The 15810-nt window shown below is 50.9% G+C and carries 10 protein-coding genes; 8 read left to right on the forward strand and 2 right to left on the reverse strand.

The window, feature by feature from the left end; translation table 11 throughout:
- Nucleotides 1-70 precede the first annotated feature (70 nt).
- The 8 genes from CHB92_RS04880 to CHB92_RS04920 all read left to right on the forward strand — a co-directional run bounded on the left by CHB92_RS04880 (nt 71) and on the right by CHB92_RS04920 (nt 11634).
- Complete coding sequence (locus CHB92_RS04880) at nt 71-1138, forward strand: phosphatase PAP2 family protein (RefSeq protein WP_089318059.1); 1068 nt, start codon at nt 71-73, stop codon at nt 1136-1138.
- A 6-nt stretch (nt 1139-1144) separates the two neighbouring features.
- On the forward strand, nt 1145-1546 hold the full coding sequence (locus tag CHB92_RS04885) for a hypothetical protein (protein WP_089318060.1): 402 nt from the start codon (nt 1145-1147) through the stop codon (nt 1544-1546).
- A gap of 36 nt (nt 1547-1582) precedes the next feature.
- Complete coding sequence (locus CHB92_RS04890) at nt 1583-2077, forward strand: GNAT family N-acetyltransferase (RefSeq protein ID WP_089318061.1); 495 nt, start codon at nt 1583-1585, stop codon at nt 2075-2077.
- 27 nt (nt 2078-2104) lie between these two features.
- Nucleotides 2105-2683: a sigma-70 family RNA polymerase sigma factor gene (locus CHB92_RS04895; protein WP_089318062.1), complete on the forward strand. Its 579-nt coding sequence runs from the start codon at nt 2105-2107 to the stop codon at nt 2681-2683.
- Between the two features lie 77 nt (nt 2684-2760).
- On the forward strand, nt 2761-3660 hold the full coding sequence (locus tag CHB92_RS04900) for a phosphatase PAP2 family protein (protein ID WP_089318063.1): 900 nt from the start codon (nt 2761-2763) through the stop codon (nt 3658-3660).
- Nucleotides 3661-4414: 754 nt separating this feature from the next.
- Nucleotides 4415-5341, forward strand: a complete 927-nt coding sequence (locus tag CHB92_RS04905; protein WP_089318064.1) for a hypothetical protein — start codon at nt 4415-4417, stop codon at nt 5339-5341.
- A 1589-nt stretch (nt 5342-6930) separates the two neighbouring features.
- Entirely contained in the window at nt 6931-10659 is a 3729-nt protein-coding gene (locus CHB92_RS04915; RefSeq protein WP_179222955.1) for an Ig-like domain-containing protein, read from the forward strand.
- Between the two features lie 3 nt (nt 10660-10662).
- Complete coding sequence (locus CHB92_RS04920) at nt 10663-11634, forward strand: PorP/SprF family type IX secretion system membrane protein (RefSeq protein WP_089318067.1); 972 nt, start codon at nt 10663-10665, stop codon at nt 11632-11634.
- A gap of 175 nt (nt 11635-11809) precedes the next feature.
- Here the strand turns inward: CHB92_RS04920 and CHB92_RS04925 are convergent, their stop codons facing one another.
- Both CHB92_RS04925 and CHB92_RS04930 read right to left on the reverse strand, forming a co-directional pair.
- Complete coding sequence (locus CHB92_RS04925) at nt 11810-13621, reverse strand: hypothetical protein (RefSeq protein ID WP_089318068.1); 1812 nt, start codon at nt 13619-13621, stop codon at nt 11810-11812.
- Nucleotides 13622-13624: 3 nt separating this feature from the next.
- Nucleotides 13625-15808 (reverse strand): DUF4175 family protein, encoded by a 2184-nt coding sequence (locus CHB92_RS04930; RefSeq protein ID WP_089318069.1) that lies wholly within the window; start codon nt 15806-15808, stop codon nt 13625-13627.
- Nucleotides 15809-15810 lie beyond the last annotated feature (2 nt).

Genomic DNA, 15810 nt, shown 5'->3' on the forward strand with positions numbered 1-15810 from the left:
CTGCGTCTTTTGGCCTCGCTCTCCGTCATCAGGTTGTAAAAAGAACAAAAAACAACCAAAAGACATAAAAATGGAACCAATGTACATCTACGCCACTCCCCGCCAAGTAGCTCAGTGGCGACAAGAACAGAAAGTTAATCCCACCGCTCAGCAAACGCCGGACCATCAGGAGCCAAATGCCACCTGCGTCTACCAGAAAGAAACGAAGTTGCCGCTGAATCAAAACAGTTACGTACCCCTTTGTCTGCTGCTTGTTGCCTTACTTACAAGCCTGGCTTCGCTTGCCCAAAGCAGCCGGGACAAGAGCACGCTGTTTAAAGAAGTCTCTCCAGCTTCCGATCACTATAAAACAATAAGTTCAGCAGACGCCACGGCCAGGGACGCCGATCTGGAAACGATCGCCTTTCCTGAAAAAGATTTCCGACGTGGTGCCTACCTGAAGATGCGCACCGTCTACCTCGATGTTCCGGTGGAGGCGTTCAAAATACAGCCCTACCCGGCCAACAGCTCGGAGCAGACCCGCAAAGAACTCGACTTCCTCCTGGAACTGCAGGAAAAGCGAACAGCAGAAGACGAGGCCAGAACAGACACCTTGGCCATCGTGTACCATGACCCGTTTACTGTGAATCCCAACGACCCTGACTACCCCCGCAACGTGAGCAGCCTGTTCTATGTTGGCCGGAACCTTGGTGTATGGTTTAGTCCAGAGCAATTGCCGGTGACAAGCCGAGTGCTGCAGAACGTAATTCAGGATGCCACCTTTTACTTTTTTTCGCTGAAGGCGCAGTTTAACCGTGCCAGACCTTATCACCTGGAGCCCCGCCTGAAGAACCTGGAAGCTCCCGGCCATGCCTCTTACCCTAGCGGACACTCTTCTGCTTCACACGTGCATGCTTATTTGCTAAGCAACCTGCTACCGGAGTATAGAGAGCAGTTTTTGCGCAATGCTTATGATCTTGCCTTTTCCCGTGAGGTGCGGGGCGTGCACTACCCCAGTGATTCTGAAGCCGGCAGGGCGTTCGCCAAACAATTCGTGGCTGAGCTGATGAAAAGCAAGAAATTCAACGCTGACTATGCTGCCATGAAAGCCGAGATCGAGGAAGTGAAAAGCAAGCATTCGCTGACTCTGAAGAAATAGAATACCATGCTAGTTGTCAAGAAACCATTGGTAACCGCCATCACAGCGGGTACCTACTTCCTGCTAGCCTTCAGCAGCCTCACCAAGATCTTCTTCATTCCTTACATCGCTGCTAAATTTGAGGTGTTGGGCATAGCCGAGTTTGGTCGGCTGTTCGGATACATGGAGCTGATCGCTTTTATGCTTTATATTTACCCGCGCACTATGGGATTTGGCTTTGTGTTGCTGTGCAGTTACCTGGGTGGGGCCATCGCCACTGACATTCATGCCCCGGAGTATCTGTATCAACCCATCGTTGTGCTTACCTTTGTGTTCTTAACTACCTACCTGCGAAATCCTGCTCTTTTCTCCGACAGGCTTGTTGCAGTCAAAAAGAGTTGTTGTACAGTGGTTTCGTATCAGGACTAGGTATTTCAGCAGCTTGACTACCTACTTTATGAAGTTATGATCGAAGTAATAGAAATGCTTTCGGAGCACTCCGAGGCAGTGCTGAGAATTTATGCTGAGGGTCTTGCAACCGGGCAAGCCACATTCAACACAGCGGTTCCTTCCTGGCAGGAGTGGGACATGGGGCACCTGTCCCACAGCCGCCTGGTGGCAGTACAGGATGGTAACGTTCAGGGTTGGGCAGCCCTCTCTCCGGTCTCCTCCAGGTACTGCTACCGGGGAGTGGCCGAATTCAGCATTTACGTTGGTCGTGCAAATCGCGGGAAAGGAGTAGGCAGCCTGCTGATGCAGCACCTCATTGAGGAGAGTGAGGTAAACGGTATCTGGACCCTGTACTCCTCCACTTTCCCGGAGAACGCAGCCAGTGTAAGCCTCCAGAAGAAGTGTGGCTTTCGTATGATCGGCTATCGGGAGAAGATTTCCTGTTTGAACGGTCAGTGGCGCGACACGGTGCTGCTTGAGAGAAGAAGCAGTAAAGTGGGAATAGACTAATGGAGGAGTAACCAAAAGACCTGAAAGATGGAAACAAAGTGTAATGTGCCGGCATTCTGGCTGGAGTACAAGGATATGGTTCATGACTATATACTGAAGCGCGTAAAGAACGAGGCGCTGGCTCAGGACCTGACACAAGAGGTGCTCCTGAAAGTATACAGGTTCTGCCACACCCGCAGTGGTGTAAAAAACAAGCGCTCCTGGCTCTTCGAGATGTCCCGCAACACCATCGTGGACCACTACCGCCGGGAAAGCAAAACAGAAAGCTATGAAACCATAACTGATCCCCAGGCACCTGCCGAAAGCAGCGATGTCTATGAAAGCATGTCAGACTACATCAGGCCACTGCTCTGTTGCCTGCCTGAGATGTACGCCCGTCCCCTGCAACTGGACCTAGACGGGGTGGACCAGAAGGAAATTGCACAGCGCCTGGGCCTGGAATTGTCGACAGCAAAATCAAGGGTGCAGCGCTCGCGCAAAAAAGTTAAGGATCTTTTGCAGGAGTGTCTATACCTGGAGCTCGATGTCTCGGGAAGGGTAACCGGCTTCGCGGCCAAGCCTACTTGTGTGGCGCTTCAAGAATTTGACAAAAAGCACAGGCATTGATTTTTCGGCAGGGCTGCATCTTTTCGGCAGCCTCTTCGTCTTGGTGGCGATTTTCAACCTTAAAAGTTATCAAGACAATGAGAAAATTTCTTTTACTACCGTTAATGCTCATCTGGTTCGCTGCTGCGGCCCAGCACAGGCAGGAGCCTGTTTCAGACCACTATAAAGCGCTCCAAAGGCTAAGCGCAGCACCGGCACCGGAGTGCGCCTGGATGGATACTGTCCGATACCCGGATGCCGAGATTGGTAGCTCCATCACCTTTCTACTGGTGCAGCCCCACTACCTCACTGCGGCGCAACTGCACACAATCAGCCAGAGCGTAAAAGCCCCGGCCAACAGTTCCGAGCAGACAAGGGCAGAACTGGATTACCTGCTGGAGTTGCAGGCAAAGCGCACGCCTGAGCAGGAGAAGCGGGTGGATTACCTCGGCCGCATCGGCTACTGGCCACAAGTGAACCAGATGCCCTCTCATCCCTTCTATAAAGAAAACCTGGAGCACCTTTTCTTCGAGGGCAGGGAAGTGCTGGGCCCATGGTCCACGGCAGAAAACTTTCCTGCCATAACTAAGCTCTTGCAGGGCGTGATGCACGACATGCGCGTGATGGAGTTCACCATAAAGCATCGACAGCTCCGTCCCCGGCCCTACCACCTGGAACCGTCAATGAAGGCCATGGGCAGGATCGGCTCCCCGGCCTTTGCCAGCGGCCATACCATGTGGGCCTACCTGCAGGCCTACGTGTGGAGCGAGGTTATCCCTGAAAAGCGGAAAGAGTTTTTGGCGCTTGCAGACGAAATTCGCCGGTCAAGGGAGATTATGGGGATCCACTACCCCAGTGACAACGAGGCAGCTCGCCTGGTGGCCCACCGCATGCTCAAGTCATACTTTCAGAACAGCCAGTTTAAAAAAGATCTGAAAGCGGCGACTGAAGAGTGGAAGTCAAAATCAACAGGTTTTACGGTAACAGCTAATAAATAAAGTTAGGCTTGTATCCTTTATAAAGTTGTGTGAGGCATACCTGAGCTAACGTGGTATATAGCAAAGGCAGAAAACCTTAAATATCTTCAGCTGAAATCCTACACCTTGCCTTGGTGTATTTCAAGCAAACTTTAAGATTCACAAAATGAATGGTAACGCTCCGAGATAGCAGTCAAATCTTTGTGTAAAAAGTTCGATACTTCAGAGCTCAGGTCTACCTCAGATAAGAGAACCCTTTGTAGGCCTAGGCCTACAAAGGGTTCTTTCTTTTATGCCCCTGTTGTCCCTAACAATTGCTTTTCCAGCGACAGAACGTTCGAGGTATATTACCTGTCTCTCTGCCTTTACTGCTCTCTGTGTCTAAGGGCACTTGGCAGCTATGCTTGTTCTTCTCTATTCTTAAGCGGCAAGCTATATGCCTGCCGGTAAAGTTAAAGAGTCTTAGAAAAGGAAAAGGCTGTAAGGTGCTGGCTAAGTTCTAAATAGCCATATTTTACCTGGCAGAGTTTATAAAGTTATACCTATAATATTGCCTTGTAGTCTTTTCTTTTTCATGCACTTCCTATTAAAAGTCTACTCCTTGCTTTATTAAAAACAATAAAAAATTTATAACATTCTCAGGGGAGCATTGGTATAAGGGGAGAGCCATAAGGTAGCGCATTTTAAGCTCTTAGAGCTGTTTTTAGGCCTTTTTTATTCAGATTTATATCTATAATTATATATTTATTTTTTTAACTATTTTAATAAGCAAACTATGAAAAAGCTTAACCTTTCTTTTGTCGCTCTGCTTACGCCCTTTTTTGTAATGGCCCAGAGCGAGGCAACTGTTGATCAAACTGGTACAGGACACATGGCACAGGTCGACCAGCTTGGTATGAACAAAGCCATGGTAGTGCAGCGTGATAGGGAGCAAGTTGCTCAAGTGACGCAGACAGGCATGGGTAACGACGTGCTAGTGGACCAGGAAGGAGCTTGGAACAAGGCTATGGTAGAGCAGTCGGGCGAAGGGAACGCAGCCATGCTGTACCAGGGACAGGAGTCTAACACTCTCAGCTTGATGCAGGCAGGAGCCGATGGTTATGTTCAGATTGAGCAGTTTCTTGGCAGCGATAACGTTGCTGAAGTAAGCCAAACAGCCAGTTCAGTAGAGAGCGTCACAGAGGTGTACCAGTATGGCGGCTCTAACACGGCCATGGTGGAGCAGGCCGGAGCAGTAGACTGGGCTTATGTGGAGCAGTATGGCGACGGTAACGTGGCAGAGAACTACCAGGGTGCTGGAACAGAGAGCGGCTCCAGTGAGCAGTTCCAGTGGGGAGATGACAACTATGCCTTTGTGGAGCAAGCAGACGGTATGAACCAAGTTGCCTGGCAGGGCCAGTATGGGGACAGTAACATGGCCACTGCCGCACAGTCCGGCGATAACCAGTGGGCTATTCAGTACCAGGAAGGGATGTTAAATGCATCTTTCATTGTGCAGGAAGGTGCTGATAACTGGGCCAAGATAGAACAGTACGGCGAGCTGAACGTTGGGGCTATTGGTCAGTTCGGGACAGACAATGTGGCATACATTGGCCAGTGGGGAGTTGGCAACGTAGCAGGTATTCTGCAACTGAGCAGTGGCAACAATGCAGTTGTTACGCAAATTGGCGATTTCAACGTGGTAAGCGTCGTACAACGATAGAGTTAACAATAATGCAAAAGAGGAGGCTATCCCCAAAAGGGATAGCCTCCTCTTTTGTTATACGGGCGTCAAGCAAGAGAGCACTGTGGTGTAAAAGCTCTCTGAGTACATGTCCCTCACTGCTGCGCCAAGCTTAAGAGGAGCTTACTACCAGGGCGCTTGCTTTTAGAACCTAGTATCATATTTAAGAGGAAATATTTTTTTTGAGTTATATAGCTTATTGGAAAAGTTTTATTATATTAGGGCATAAGGGGTCTGAGGAAGCAAGGAAGCAGATATCCTAGTGCATTCTGTTTCTTTAATGCTTATCTATTGCCGGTGCAAGAAAACAAGATCACGAGGAGTGTAATTATTCTGCTTTTTCTCGTCTGAAAGCATAACCGCGTAAGTGTAAGACTTTGTTGTATAAACATCAGATTCAGGGGCTCCCCTGTTTTCCAGCCTCCAAGGTAGAGAGGCAACCAAAACACAACAGGATAAGCTGTGGAAGACTATTTCGGCTAGTAAGAGAAGTGGTAAGAGGTAAGCAGCTTAAAAAGCAAAGGGTTTCTAGAAAATTTTACCTTTGTAGAACTTTAACAAGGTACTAACTGTCTGTTGATGGTTGGAGGCTACGTCCTTTATCACTACATTGCACACTAATAACACCTTAGCATATGGTCGCTACTTTTTGGATTGTCTCTGGCGGAATTATCATACTACTTGCATTAGCCGTGTTTACAATCATGCTCTTACAGGAGGATGCATTGAAACAACAAAAAGCAGCCCCTGTTTTCAATAGGGAAGCGACCCCTTTTCAAAAAGTAAGTGCAGGTGTGCCTGAGCAGGCTTTAGTGAAGGACCCTAGCCCTGAAAGAGTGCCGGAAGCAGTTTAGTGCTTTCGGGTGGTGCTCGTACAGCACTGGTGAAACCTAACCGAAGCCCAGTTTAGCTTTTAACAAGGTTGGTAGTCCTTGGCCAGCCAGGCTGTGGCAAGTCTGGTCGTTTTCCTTGCGTGAAGCAAGAGCGGCTAACCTGTCCCCAGAGAGTAGCCTTTGGAGGAGATAGCAGCTGTAAAAGTACCTCTCCCGTTTTCTTTTCTACATAGCCGTTTAGCGCAGTTGTAAATAGCTGCTAGTGTTGCAGGCTTGCCTGCTTTTCAACAGCCAACCCGTTTCCTGTTACTTGGCTTAGTGCTAATTTCCTCTCCTTTAAAGCATAATCATGCGCTAAGCAGCAACCTCCCTGCACTATAAGTAACAGGCTGTCCTTTGCTTTATAAGTTGCTCTGTTTGATGTTCTTCGGATACAATTTAGGCCCCTCTCCGTTCGTTACTAATTTGCTCTTTGCTAAATGGGGACATCGACGCAACCTTTTATAGCAATTAGCAATAGAGGTATTGGGCGGATGCACTTATTTTAGTTTGTCAGGTTCTGCTAAACGTAACCTCCACCCGGTACGATTCGCCCATGTTGCCTCCTACAAGCGGTGCAAAACAGGGTAGTTGTAAACATAATATATAGGTAAGTCGTTATATTGAGTGACGGTTTACCGAAATTTTATCCTTAACTCCAACTTAATGCAGCTTCTTTTACCAAAGCATCTGTGTGTGCCACTGCTCTTGCTGTGTTTGCTAGTGGGCCACAACCTCTACGCTCAGTCTAATGCCTGTTCCCTTACGATCGAGGGGCAACAGACCCGAAATCTATGTGTGGGGAAAGTAGAGCTTAAAAGCCAAAACGATTTCAACGCTGACTCCTGGATTTGGGAAAGGCGGGACAATGAAAATGCCGCCTGGGTGAGCATTACGGGTGCTGATGGCGGCTCTACCTATACTGTTACAACTCCAGGGGAGTACAGAGTGGTGGCAAGTAGCAGTACTGACCCTAGTTGCGGCGCTATAACCTCAAACGTTATAACAGTGCAGGGCGATAGGCCTATACAGCCCCTGTTCACTGTTAGCCCAACCGGTGAACCCTGTTCCGGGGAAGAGTTGGAGCTCTTTATAAACAGCCCGGAGGATAACGTTAACTACATCTGGAATTTTGGAGATAACAGTGCTGTGGGCAGAGGAACAACTGTTACGCATACTTATACTTCAACTGGTATTGGCACGGAGGAATTCACGGTAAAGGTATTTGGCACACGCAGCGGGTGTATTTCAGATACCGTAACGCAAGTCATTAGAGTACGACAGAAACCTGAGATCTCTTTTGAGGATGAGGAGGAGAATGATTTCCAGGTGTGTTTGCCGGATTCGGTGAGCCCACAGGACACAACTGTTTATGCTACTATCCGAAACACAACAGCCCAGGAGTTTAAGGACGAAATTGATGTTTACTGGATTGATTGGGGGAAAGGCGAGCCTGCAGAGCCCTACCGCCCAGAGGCTTTTCCTGTAAAAAGCCCAACCCCCTATGATACCTTAGGCAACTATACGATTACCATGACAGCGGCCGGGCCAAATGGCTGTGAGGTTACGACCACGCAAGTGTTTAAATACAGTCAGGAACCGAAAGCTAACTTCTCACTGGATAAAAAAGAGCGGGCCGAGGAGGACCAGGTGCCCCCTTGTGTGCCCGTTATTGTAACCCCAACAGACAGTTCCACAGGAGGTGGTTTGTCCTATAAATGGGCTATACAACCCGATAAAGGGTATCAACTAGAGTCTGGAACCCTAACCTCGCCCGACCCTGTCTTTAGGTTTACCGAATCAGGGGTATACAATGTCGAGTTAATTGTGGAGAACGGCTGTGGCTCCGATACTACTTCACAGAGTATTGTGATCGGCTGGCCACAGGTACAAGTTCCTGCCAGTGTTACCTATTGTGGCCCTACCACGGTAGAGTATAGCAGTAGTGGAGCTGGTGGCGGAGGAGGAATCCCTGGAGGCGGAGGCGGCGGGCCGGGCGGAGGCAGTGCCGGCAGTATAATGGTCGACAAGAACCTGGGCGAGAACGTGACGGTAACCGTTACAATCAAGCGTGGCGGCGCTACTGTCTCGACGCAAACGTTTAACTCGGATACCTTTAGCTTTGAATATGACTTTAATCAGCCTGGCACCTACACGGTTGGGGTAGAAGCGGTGAATGAGTGTGGTAGCTCTAACGCGATTTACCAAGGGCAGCCGGCACCGGTGCAGGAAGTAGTGATACTACAGCAGCCCGTTGCGCCTACAGTACAAGCGCCACCTACCGCCTGTGCAGGAGAAACCGTGAGGCTGGCGCCTTCGGGAGGAGGACCGATCTATGTTTGGTTTGATTCCGATCTTCCAGAGGCAACCCCCATTGCTACAGGCCCTTCTTTCACGACACCGGCCCTGACCGAAGATGTAACTTATTATGTTGCTGCTTTAGACACGGCAAACAGCGTGGTGTGTATTAGCCCTCGTACTCCGATCGCCATAGAAGTTGTGCCGGGTGTAACGAATAACACCATTGAAGGAGAGCAGGTCCAGACCCTTTGTAAGGGAGAAGTGCCGCCTGCGCTGACAGGAAGTACCCCTTCTGGAGGCGACACAAGTGTGCCTTATAGCTACAGCTGGCAAATAAGCACGACTGGTCCTTCTGCTGGGTTCGCAGCAGCACCCGGAGTAAACAACGAGGTGAATTATACACCAACAGCACCAATTAACAGCGATACCTGGTTCAGGCGCTTGGTGTACTCCGGTAGTTGCTCTGCTGATACCAGCAATGTGGTTGCCATTCTCGCTGTTGATCCGATACCAGCCAGCGCCAACACGGTCGAGTCGGATCAGGAGATCTGTGAAGGCGATACCCCTGCTACTTTGATTGGCTCCCGCCCTACAGGCGGTGGCGGAGCTCCTTATACTTATATGTGGGAGATCAGTACAGATGGGGCAGAGGAAGGGTTTACCAGTGCTCCAGGAGCCAACAACGGAGAGAACTATACGATTCCGGCGGGTACCTTAACGGAGCAGGAAACATGGTTCAGGCGTGCGGTTACTTCAGGAGGCTGTACTTCCTACTCAGAAGCAGTTCGGGTTACCGTTTATCCGAAACTGGCGAATAATACAATCAGCGCAGACGAGCCAGATGTGTGTACAGGTACTACACCTGGCATCCTGACCGGGTCAACGCCTGAAGGCGGTAGCGGAAGCTATACCTATGTTTGGGAGAGAAGTACCACAGGACCGAATGCTGGCTTTACGAAAGCCCCAGGTACAAGCAATGGCCAGAGTTATTCTCCTGGTCCCCTTACCCGTACTACTTGGTTCCGCCGCATAGTCACTTCTGCTGCCTGTGGTGCCGATACCAGTGCCGCTTTAGAAATCCAAGTCAGCCCGGCTGTCCGTAACAACACCATCGTGGCTACCCAGACAGCTGTTTGTACAGGTCAGGTAGCCGCACAAATTACAGGCAGTACGCCTACAGATGGGGCCGGCGGTTATACTTATTTATGGGAAAGCAGTACCACAGGGCCTAATGCAGGTTTCGTGCAGGCGGCCGGGACCAATGATGGGCAAAACTATACGCCAGCGGCTTTACAACGAGACACCTGGTTCCGCAGAGTCGTTTTCTCTGGTGGTTGCTCAGATACTTCCGAGGTTGTGAATGTAACGGTATTGCCTATTCCAGCTTCACCTAGCCTGGTAACACGTAACGCAACGGCCTGCGAGAATGGATCTGTTACTCTGGCGGTAGCCAATCCGACTGCGTCAGACTACCGATGGTATACTTCGTCTACAGGAGGGGCTCCGGTTTTTATAGGTCCTGAGTTTACTCTAGACAATGTAACACAATCGGCTACCTATTATGTGGAGGCCGTGAACGAGCAGGAATGCGCCAGTGCTGCCCGCACCCCGGCCACCGTGACGGTGGTAGCCGTGGAGGCCGGGGCTGGTAAGAATGTAACGATCATTTCGGGGCAGACAGTGGAGCTAAGAGGATCTGGCGGGGTTACCTATCGCTGGGAACCGATTGACTACCTCAACAACCCGAACATAAAGAACCCGATTGCAAAGCCAGAGAAGACGACGACCTATACGGTGACGGTTACCACCGAGGAAGGCTGTACGGATACGGCCAGTGTAACCGTAGAGGTGATCCCAGCTATCAAGGTGCCAAATGCCTTTACCCCGAATGGTGACAATGTGAATGAGATATGGGAGATAGAGAACTACCAGACGTATCCTGATATGCGCGTGGAGGTCTTTAACCGATGGGGTAACAAAGTGTACAGCTCTAAAGGCTATGGTGTGCCATGGGACGGTACACACAATGGAAAGGAGTTACCTGTAGCCACTTACTATTACCTCATTTATCTCCGTAGTACAGATGAGGAGCCGATTTCTGGCAACGTGACTATTATCCGATAAGACATGAACAAGTCGCTTATACTAATTATAATACTTTTATGCTTTGCCATTACCACGCAAGTGCGGGCTCAGCAGCGCCCGCAGTATAGCCAATACATGCTGAATGGCTTTCTGCTGAACCCGGCTATCGCTGGCATTGAGGATTACGCAGATTTGAGGGTGGGCCACCGCAGGCAGTGGGTGGGGCTGGAGGGGGCTCCGACAACTTACTATGTGTCAGCGCACACGCCATTAAACAAAGGGGCCTCGGGGAACAAGTACCATCGGGCATTGGCACATCATGGCATGGGAGCCATCCTTCATACTGATGAGACGGGCCCTTTACGCCGTACGGGCCTTAGTGTGTCGTACGCCTACCACCTGCCCATTACGACCAAGATCAATGTGTCGGCTGGCGTATCTACTGGCTTGATAAGAAACTCTATTAACGCCAGCGAGCTTGAGTTTGGCAATGATAATGATCCGCTGATAGGTGGCGGAAACATCAGAAACACCATGCTGGACCTTAACCTCGGGTTTTGGGTGTACTCCCGCAACTTCTCGGTAGGAGTAGCCGGCGCACAGCTGCTGGAGGATGCCGGGAGCTTGGATGAAGGCATAACGCCGGACGATGAAGCAAACCTGGGCCTGCAAAGACATTACTTCGCTACAGCTAGTTACCGTTTTGAACCAACCGAAGAACTTGATGTAATTCCAAGCGTGATGTTAAAGCTGGCAAGTCCTAGCCCAGCCTCTATCGATGCCAGTATGCGGGTGCTATATGATGAACGGTTTTGGGTAGGGGCTGGCTACCGGCACAAGGATGCCCTGGTGGGCATGGTCGGTGTTTATGTGAGTCCTCTGCTGGATGTCTCCTACTCTTACGACTACACGCTGTCAGACTTAAACCAGGTAAGCGCCGGTACCCATGAGATAGTCATTGGCTTTAAGGTGTTGAATAACCGTCGTGTAATTTGTCCGCAGTGGGTTTGGTAAGTTGTGTAGCATCGTGCCCCAATAAGTAGTCAAGACAAGAAGAGACAACAACAAGAGGGCTGCAGAAGTTATTCTGCAGCCCTCTTGTCTTATCCCCACGGATTTCCTGGGTTCCTGTCTCGTTACAAGGGCACCTCAGTTTCAGTTGAAACTTTAGGCTTCTCAGCCTACTTTTCTAAAACTTCTCTTCCAGCCAAAGAAAGCTGCTGCTCAGTACAAACAAGGCAAAGAACCAGAGTACGGACACTGGCTCCTCTTCAAAGGCTACAGGGGTATCAGGAGTGCTGTCCATTTTCTGCCTTGCGGCGTAATGTTGTACAGCCTGCCGCCGTGCCAGCCTGTTTTCGAAAGGCCAGGCGGAGGTATCCTGCACAAAGAAGTAAAAAGGTGCGCTATCAGAAGCCTGAACGGAGTACCAGCCACTATGCTGGGGCCAGTACGTGGCGCTAAACTGCTCTGGCTGCGTAAGGCTCTGTGCAAGAGCAAGTCGGTTCCGGGTGGAGCCGTTGAGGGCGCTAACAGTAGCAGTAGGTGCTGTTGTGTTAGTTTTGGCTGTGTAGTCAGTATAGAAAAGCTGCATGGGCCTGCCTGCCTGGGGCATTTGCGGGTCTCCTACCCTCCAAAACTTCTCCTGCACACTTAGCTTCGCTACCGCTGAAAGTAAGTTAGCCCAATAGCCGGCATACACCTCCTCCTTACCTTCCAGTTGCCAGGGGAACGTCTCCGGAACCACACTTAAGGCTACTTTTCCCCAGCTTTCCTGTCGCAGTACGGCCAGGAGGTTCTCGCCAGACTCCTCTACTAAGCCTGTTGTCGACTTTATTCCTGTTAAGGCGTAAGGCCCAGTTGTTAACGTAGTGGTTATACCATCCCAGGAGGCTTGAACAGAGCGAGGGCCCTGTGATAGGCGCTTCCCTTCAAAAGCAGTGAAAAAGGCTGTATGAGGGCTATTACCAGGCTCATTCGCAAGCGTCAACACACCTAGGCCTTCTTCCCGAACAGCTCTTTCCAGTGCTACCCGTTCAGCAGAACTCAGATCCTGCAGTGCCTGCGGTTCGGTAATCACGACATCAAACGCCTGTAGTAGCCTTGGGGTAACACGGCCCAGGTTCTGTTTCGGCATATTAACCCACTCACTTTGGCTGATACCCTTGCTCACCTGAGTTCGTAAGGCTACACCGTGCTGCAGTTCTCCCAGGTGGTTCTTCAGAAACTTGAACTCAAAGGATGGGGCAGCGGCTAAAAGGAGTGTATTCAGTTTCTGTAAGGGTGCTACCTGAAGCGGTATCTGTCCTAAGGTGTCCTGCTTCTCCCCTGTTTTCCTTAGCAGGGTGTACGTAAACCGGCCCTCCTGCTTGGGTGTATAGTGCAGGGCGAAAGCCTGTGTCGTATCAGCTTTAATTAGAGCAGAATCCTGCAGGCTGCCTGCTGCCTGTAAGTAAAGCCATGCATCCACCTCTGTTGCGTTCTTATACTTTCCTGTTACGACAAGTGCCTCTCCCAACCGCATGTGCTCGGGCCAGCGAACAGCTGTTACGCCAGTCGACAAAGGGCTAAGGTGGGGCACAACGCTAATATTTTCTAAGGTGCCTAGTTCATGTTCTTCCAGTCCGTAGCCTAACAGGTGTACTGTTTGCAAACCGGGTTGTTCTTGCTTCCAGGTAGCGAGATCTGGTACAGCGGGAGCGCCCTCCTGGTGCAGTTTATAAGCATACACTTCAGTCCTGGCCTCTGTATTGTTCAACAATGCCTCCAGCGTGTCTGCGTCATAGCCTTCTGTTAGAAGGATAGCCGATGAGGGGCGAATGGCCTGTTGCCGGGTAGGCGGAAAGACCAGTAACACCAGGCTGATGCCCGCTACCACACTCGCAAGCAGGCGCCACCCCAATCGCTGCCGGTTAGGTCTGCGCCAAGTCAGCCATGCCAGCAACAGGACCGCCAGGGAAGCTAAAAGCCAGGGTAAATAAGGGTGTAGATACTGTGGCACGTCTTACGGCTGGTTTAGTTGTTTAAAGTATTCTCTCGATAACTGGCTGCGGGAAGTTGTCTTTTGCTGTGGCGTCTGTGCAGTAGGAGGTAAAAGAGTAGCCCAGGCATGCTCTACACTGGCCAAACATGTTGCGCACAGCTTCTTTTTACTTTGGATGTCCGAGATGAGAGTACGGAGGTCCTGTAGGGGCCGCAGGTAGCCTCCCGGCCTATTGAGTGTTTGCTGTGCCAACTCCTGCCCTGCCCGCTCCAGTACCTGTGCATCGGCTTGCTTATACTGGCCATGCTGCTTGTAGCCCTCCAACCAGTTAAGGGCTGCCCGGGTATGAGGAAACTGAGGTTTTTTCTCTACTTGCTGTTTTTCTGAGGGGGGCGTAATCTTATGCAGTTCTCCTGTTAAGCGGAGCTCAGGTTCTTTTAGCGGAGGGGCCTCGAAACCTGTCTTGGCCACGTAAGCGCGGGTGCTCTGTTGTACATCCTTCAGCATGCGGAGTGCCTTGTACTCGTAAGGCAATGCTTCTTTGGGCTTGTGCGTGCGCAGGCGCAACTCTGCTTCCCACATCTGGGCAAGAGCCCCTTTCAGTTTGGCTTTCACAGCGGGCTCAAAAATGGTGGCTTCTCCCTCCTGGTCGTGCTTGTGCATGTAGGGTGATAGGAGGGCATCCGGGCTGTTTTTATCCTCGAATTCCGGGTGATCATGGCCGTCGCCGGAGAAGTGCTGTGCCTCCTCGTGCCCCTCCTCTCCTTCTGGAATGCCGCCCCCTGGCCCAATACCACTCTCAAACTCCTCTCCCAAGAACTTACCGTAGCGCAGGCGCAGTAGTTTCTGGTCTACCCCGATGTTGTTTGACCGTTCTTCAAACTCCGCCCGGCTGATGCTGTTCTGTTCCTTTATTAGCTTTTCTGTGTCGATGATGATCTGGCGCTGGCTCCGGAAGTATTCGGGCACAGGGTTCACGCCCATCGACATGTCAAAGGCTGCCTCTACAATGGTGGTATCCTCTATTTGCACAAAATAAACATCAGAGCGGGTGTAGCCCTGCTGCTTATCCCAGGCCTGCAGGTAAAAGTAAAGCTCATCACCAAAGCTCATGCCCAGCTTTTGCAGGTCCAGGGTTTGACTGACTTTATAACTGCGGGAGTTACCTTTCAGGTCCAGCTTGATCTTTTCTTCCCGGAATTTCACGGCCTCGCCGCTGCCTTTCGCAACCGTTGCGACCATGTTAGCATCCCGGATGCCATAGTCATCGGAAAGCTGCGCCAGGAGCTTTACCCGCTGCGGCTCGCCCAGGCGTATTTCAGTGTACTGCTCCGGCCTTTCGAGCTGAATAAGAGGTGCCTCATCCGGAACAAGCTCTACGGTATAAAAAGCGGATTGCTTTCCGTTTAGGTTAATGGTGTAGAGAGTAGGCGTGGTAAAGCGACGAGAGAAGGTGTACTCGTTCTTTTTTACTGTAAAGTCCTCAGGAGTTTCTCCGCTTAGCTCCAGCTGTAAAGCATGGGCCGGCTTGTTCGTTCGTACCCGCCAGGTAACATTGGCGCCTTCTTCTATCCGTAAACTCAAGTTGTCGGCCTGGTAAGCTTTCTTTCCTGTGTACGCTGGTGGCGTAATGCTTACCTCTACGCCTTCTATCACCGTGGCGGTGTCTCCCGCAGGAGCCGGCGCATCAGGAAAAGCCACTTTCATTTCAGGAGGAGAGGACCCCGGAACCAGGGGGGCGGCAGGCAAATAAAGGATGCCGGCGGAAAGTACCAGGGCTAACCCGAGTGCCAGGTAAGAGGGTGCAGGGCGCAGGGCATAGGTCTTTTCCTTTTCCGGATGGAGCTCCTGTAAAGTAGAGGCTATTTTTTGCTGCTGCAGACGTTGGAGCAGGTTGTGAGGCTCCTGCAACAGCAGTTCAGCGCTGTCTTCCAGTTGAGGGTACTGCCGGTTTAAATGCCGTGCGACCTGCTGCAGGCTTGTCTTGTTGATTTGCCTCCAGCGCAAGGCTAGGTACAAGATTGCTCCTAGAGTGAGAGACACAGCTGTAAAAGCCAGTACAGGAGCCTCAAACCCCCACCTGTAAAGGACAACGATACCCACCACCATGGCTGCTGCTGCTTGCAAGGCATAAAGCCATAGCTTTGCCTGTACATAGCGGCGGCGAATCCGACGGAGAGTCTGTATACTTTGCTCTGTTGCCATGC

Source organism: Pontibacter ummariensis, assembly GCF_900188175.1.
Taxonomy (GTDB): Bacteria; Bacteroidota; Bacteroidia; order Cytophagales; family Hymenobacteraceae; genus Pontibacter; species Pontibacter ummariensis.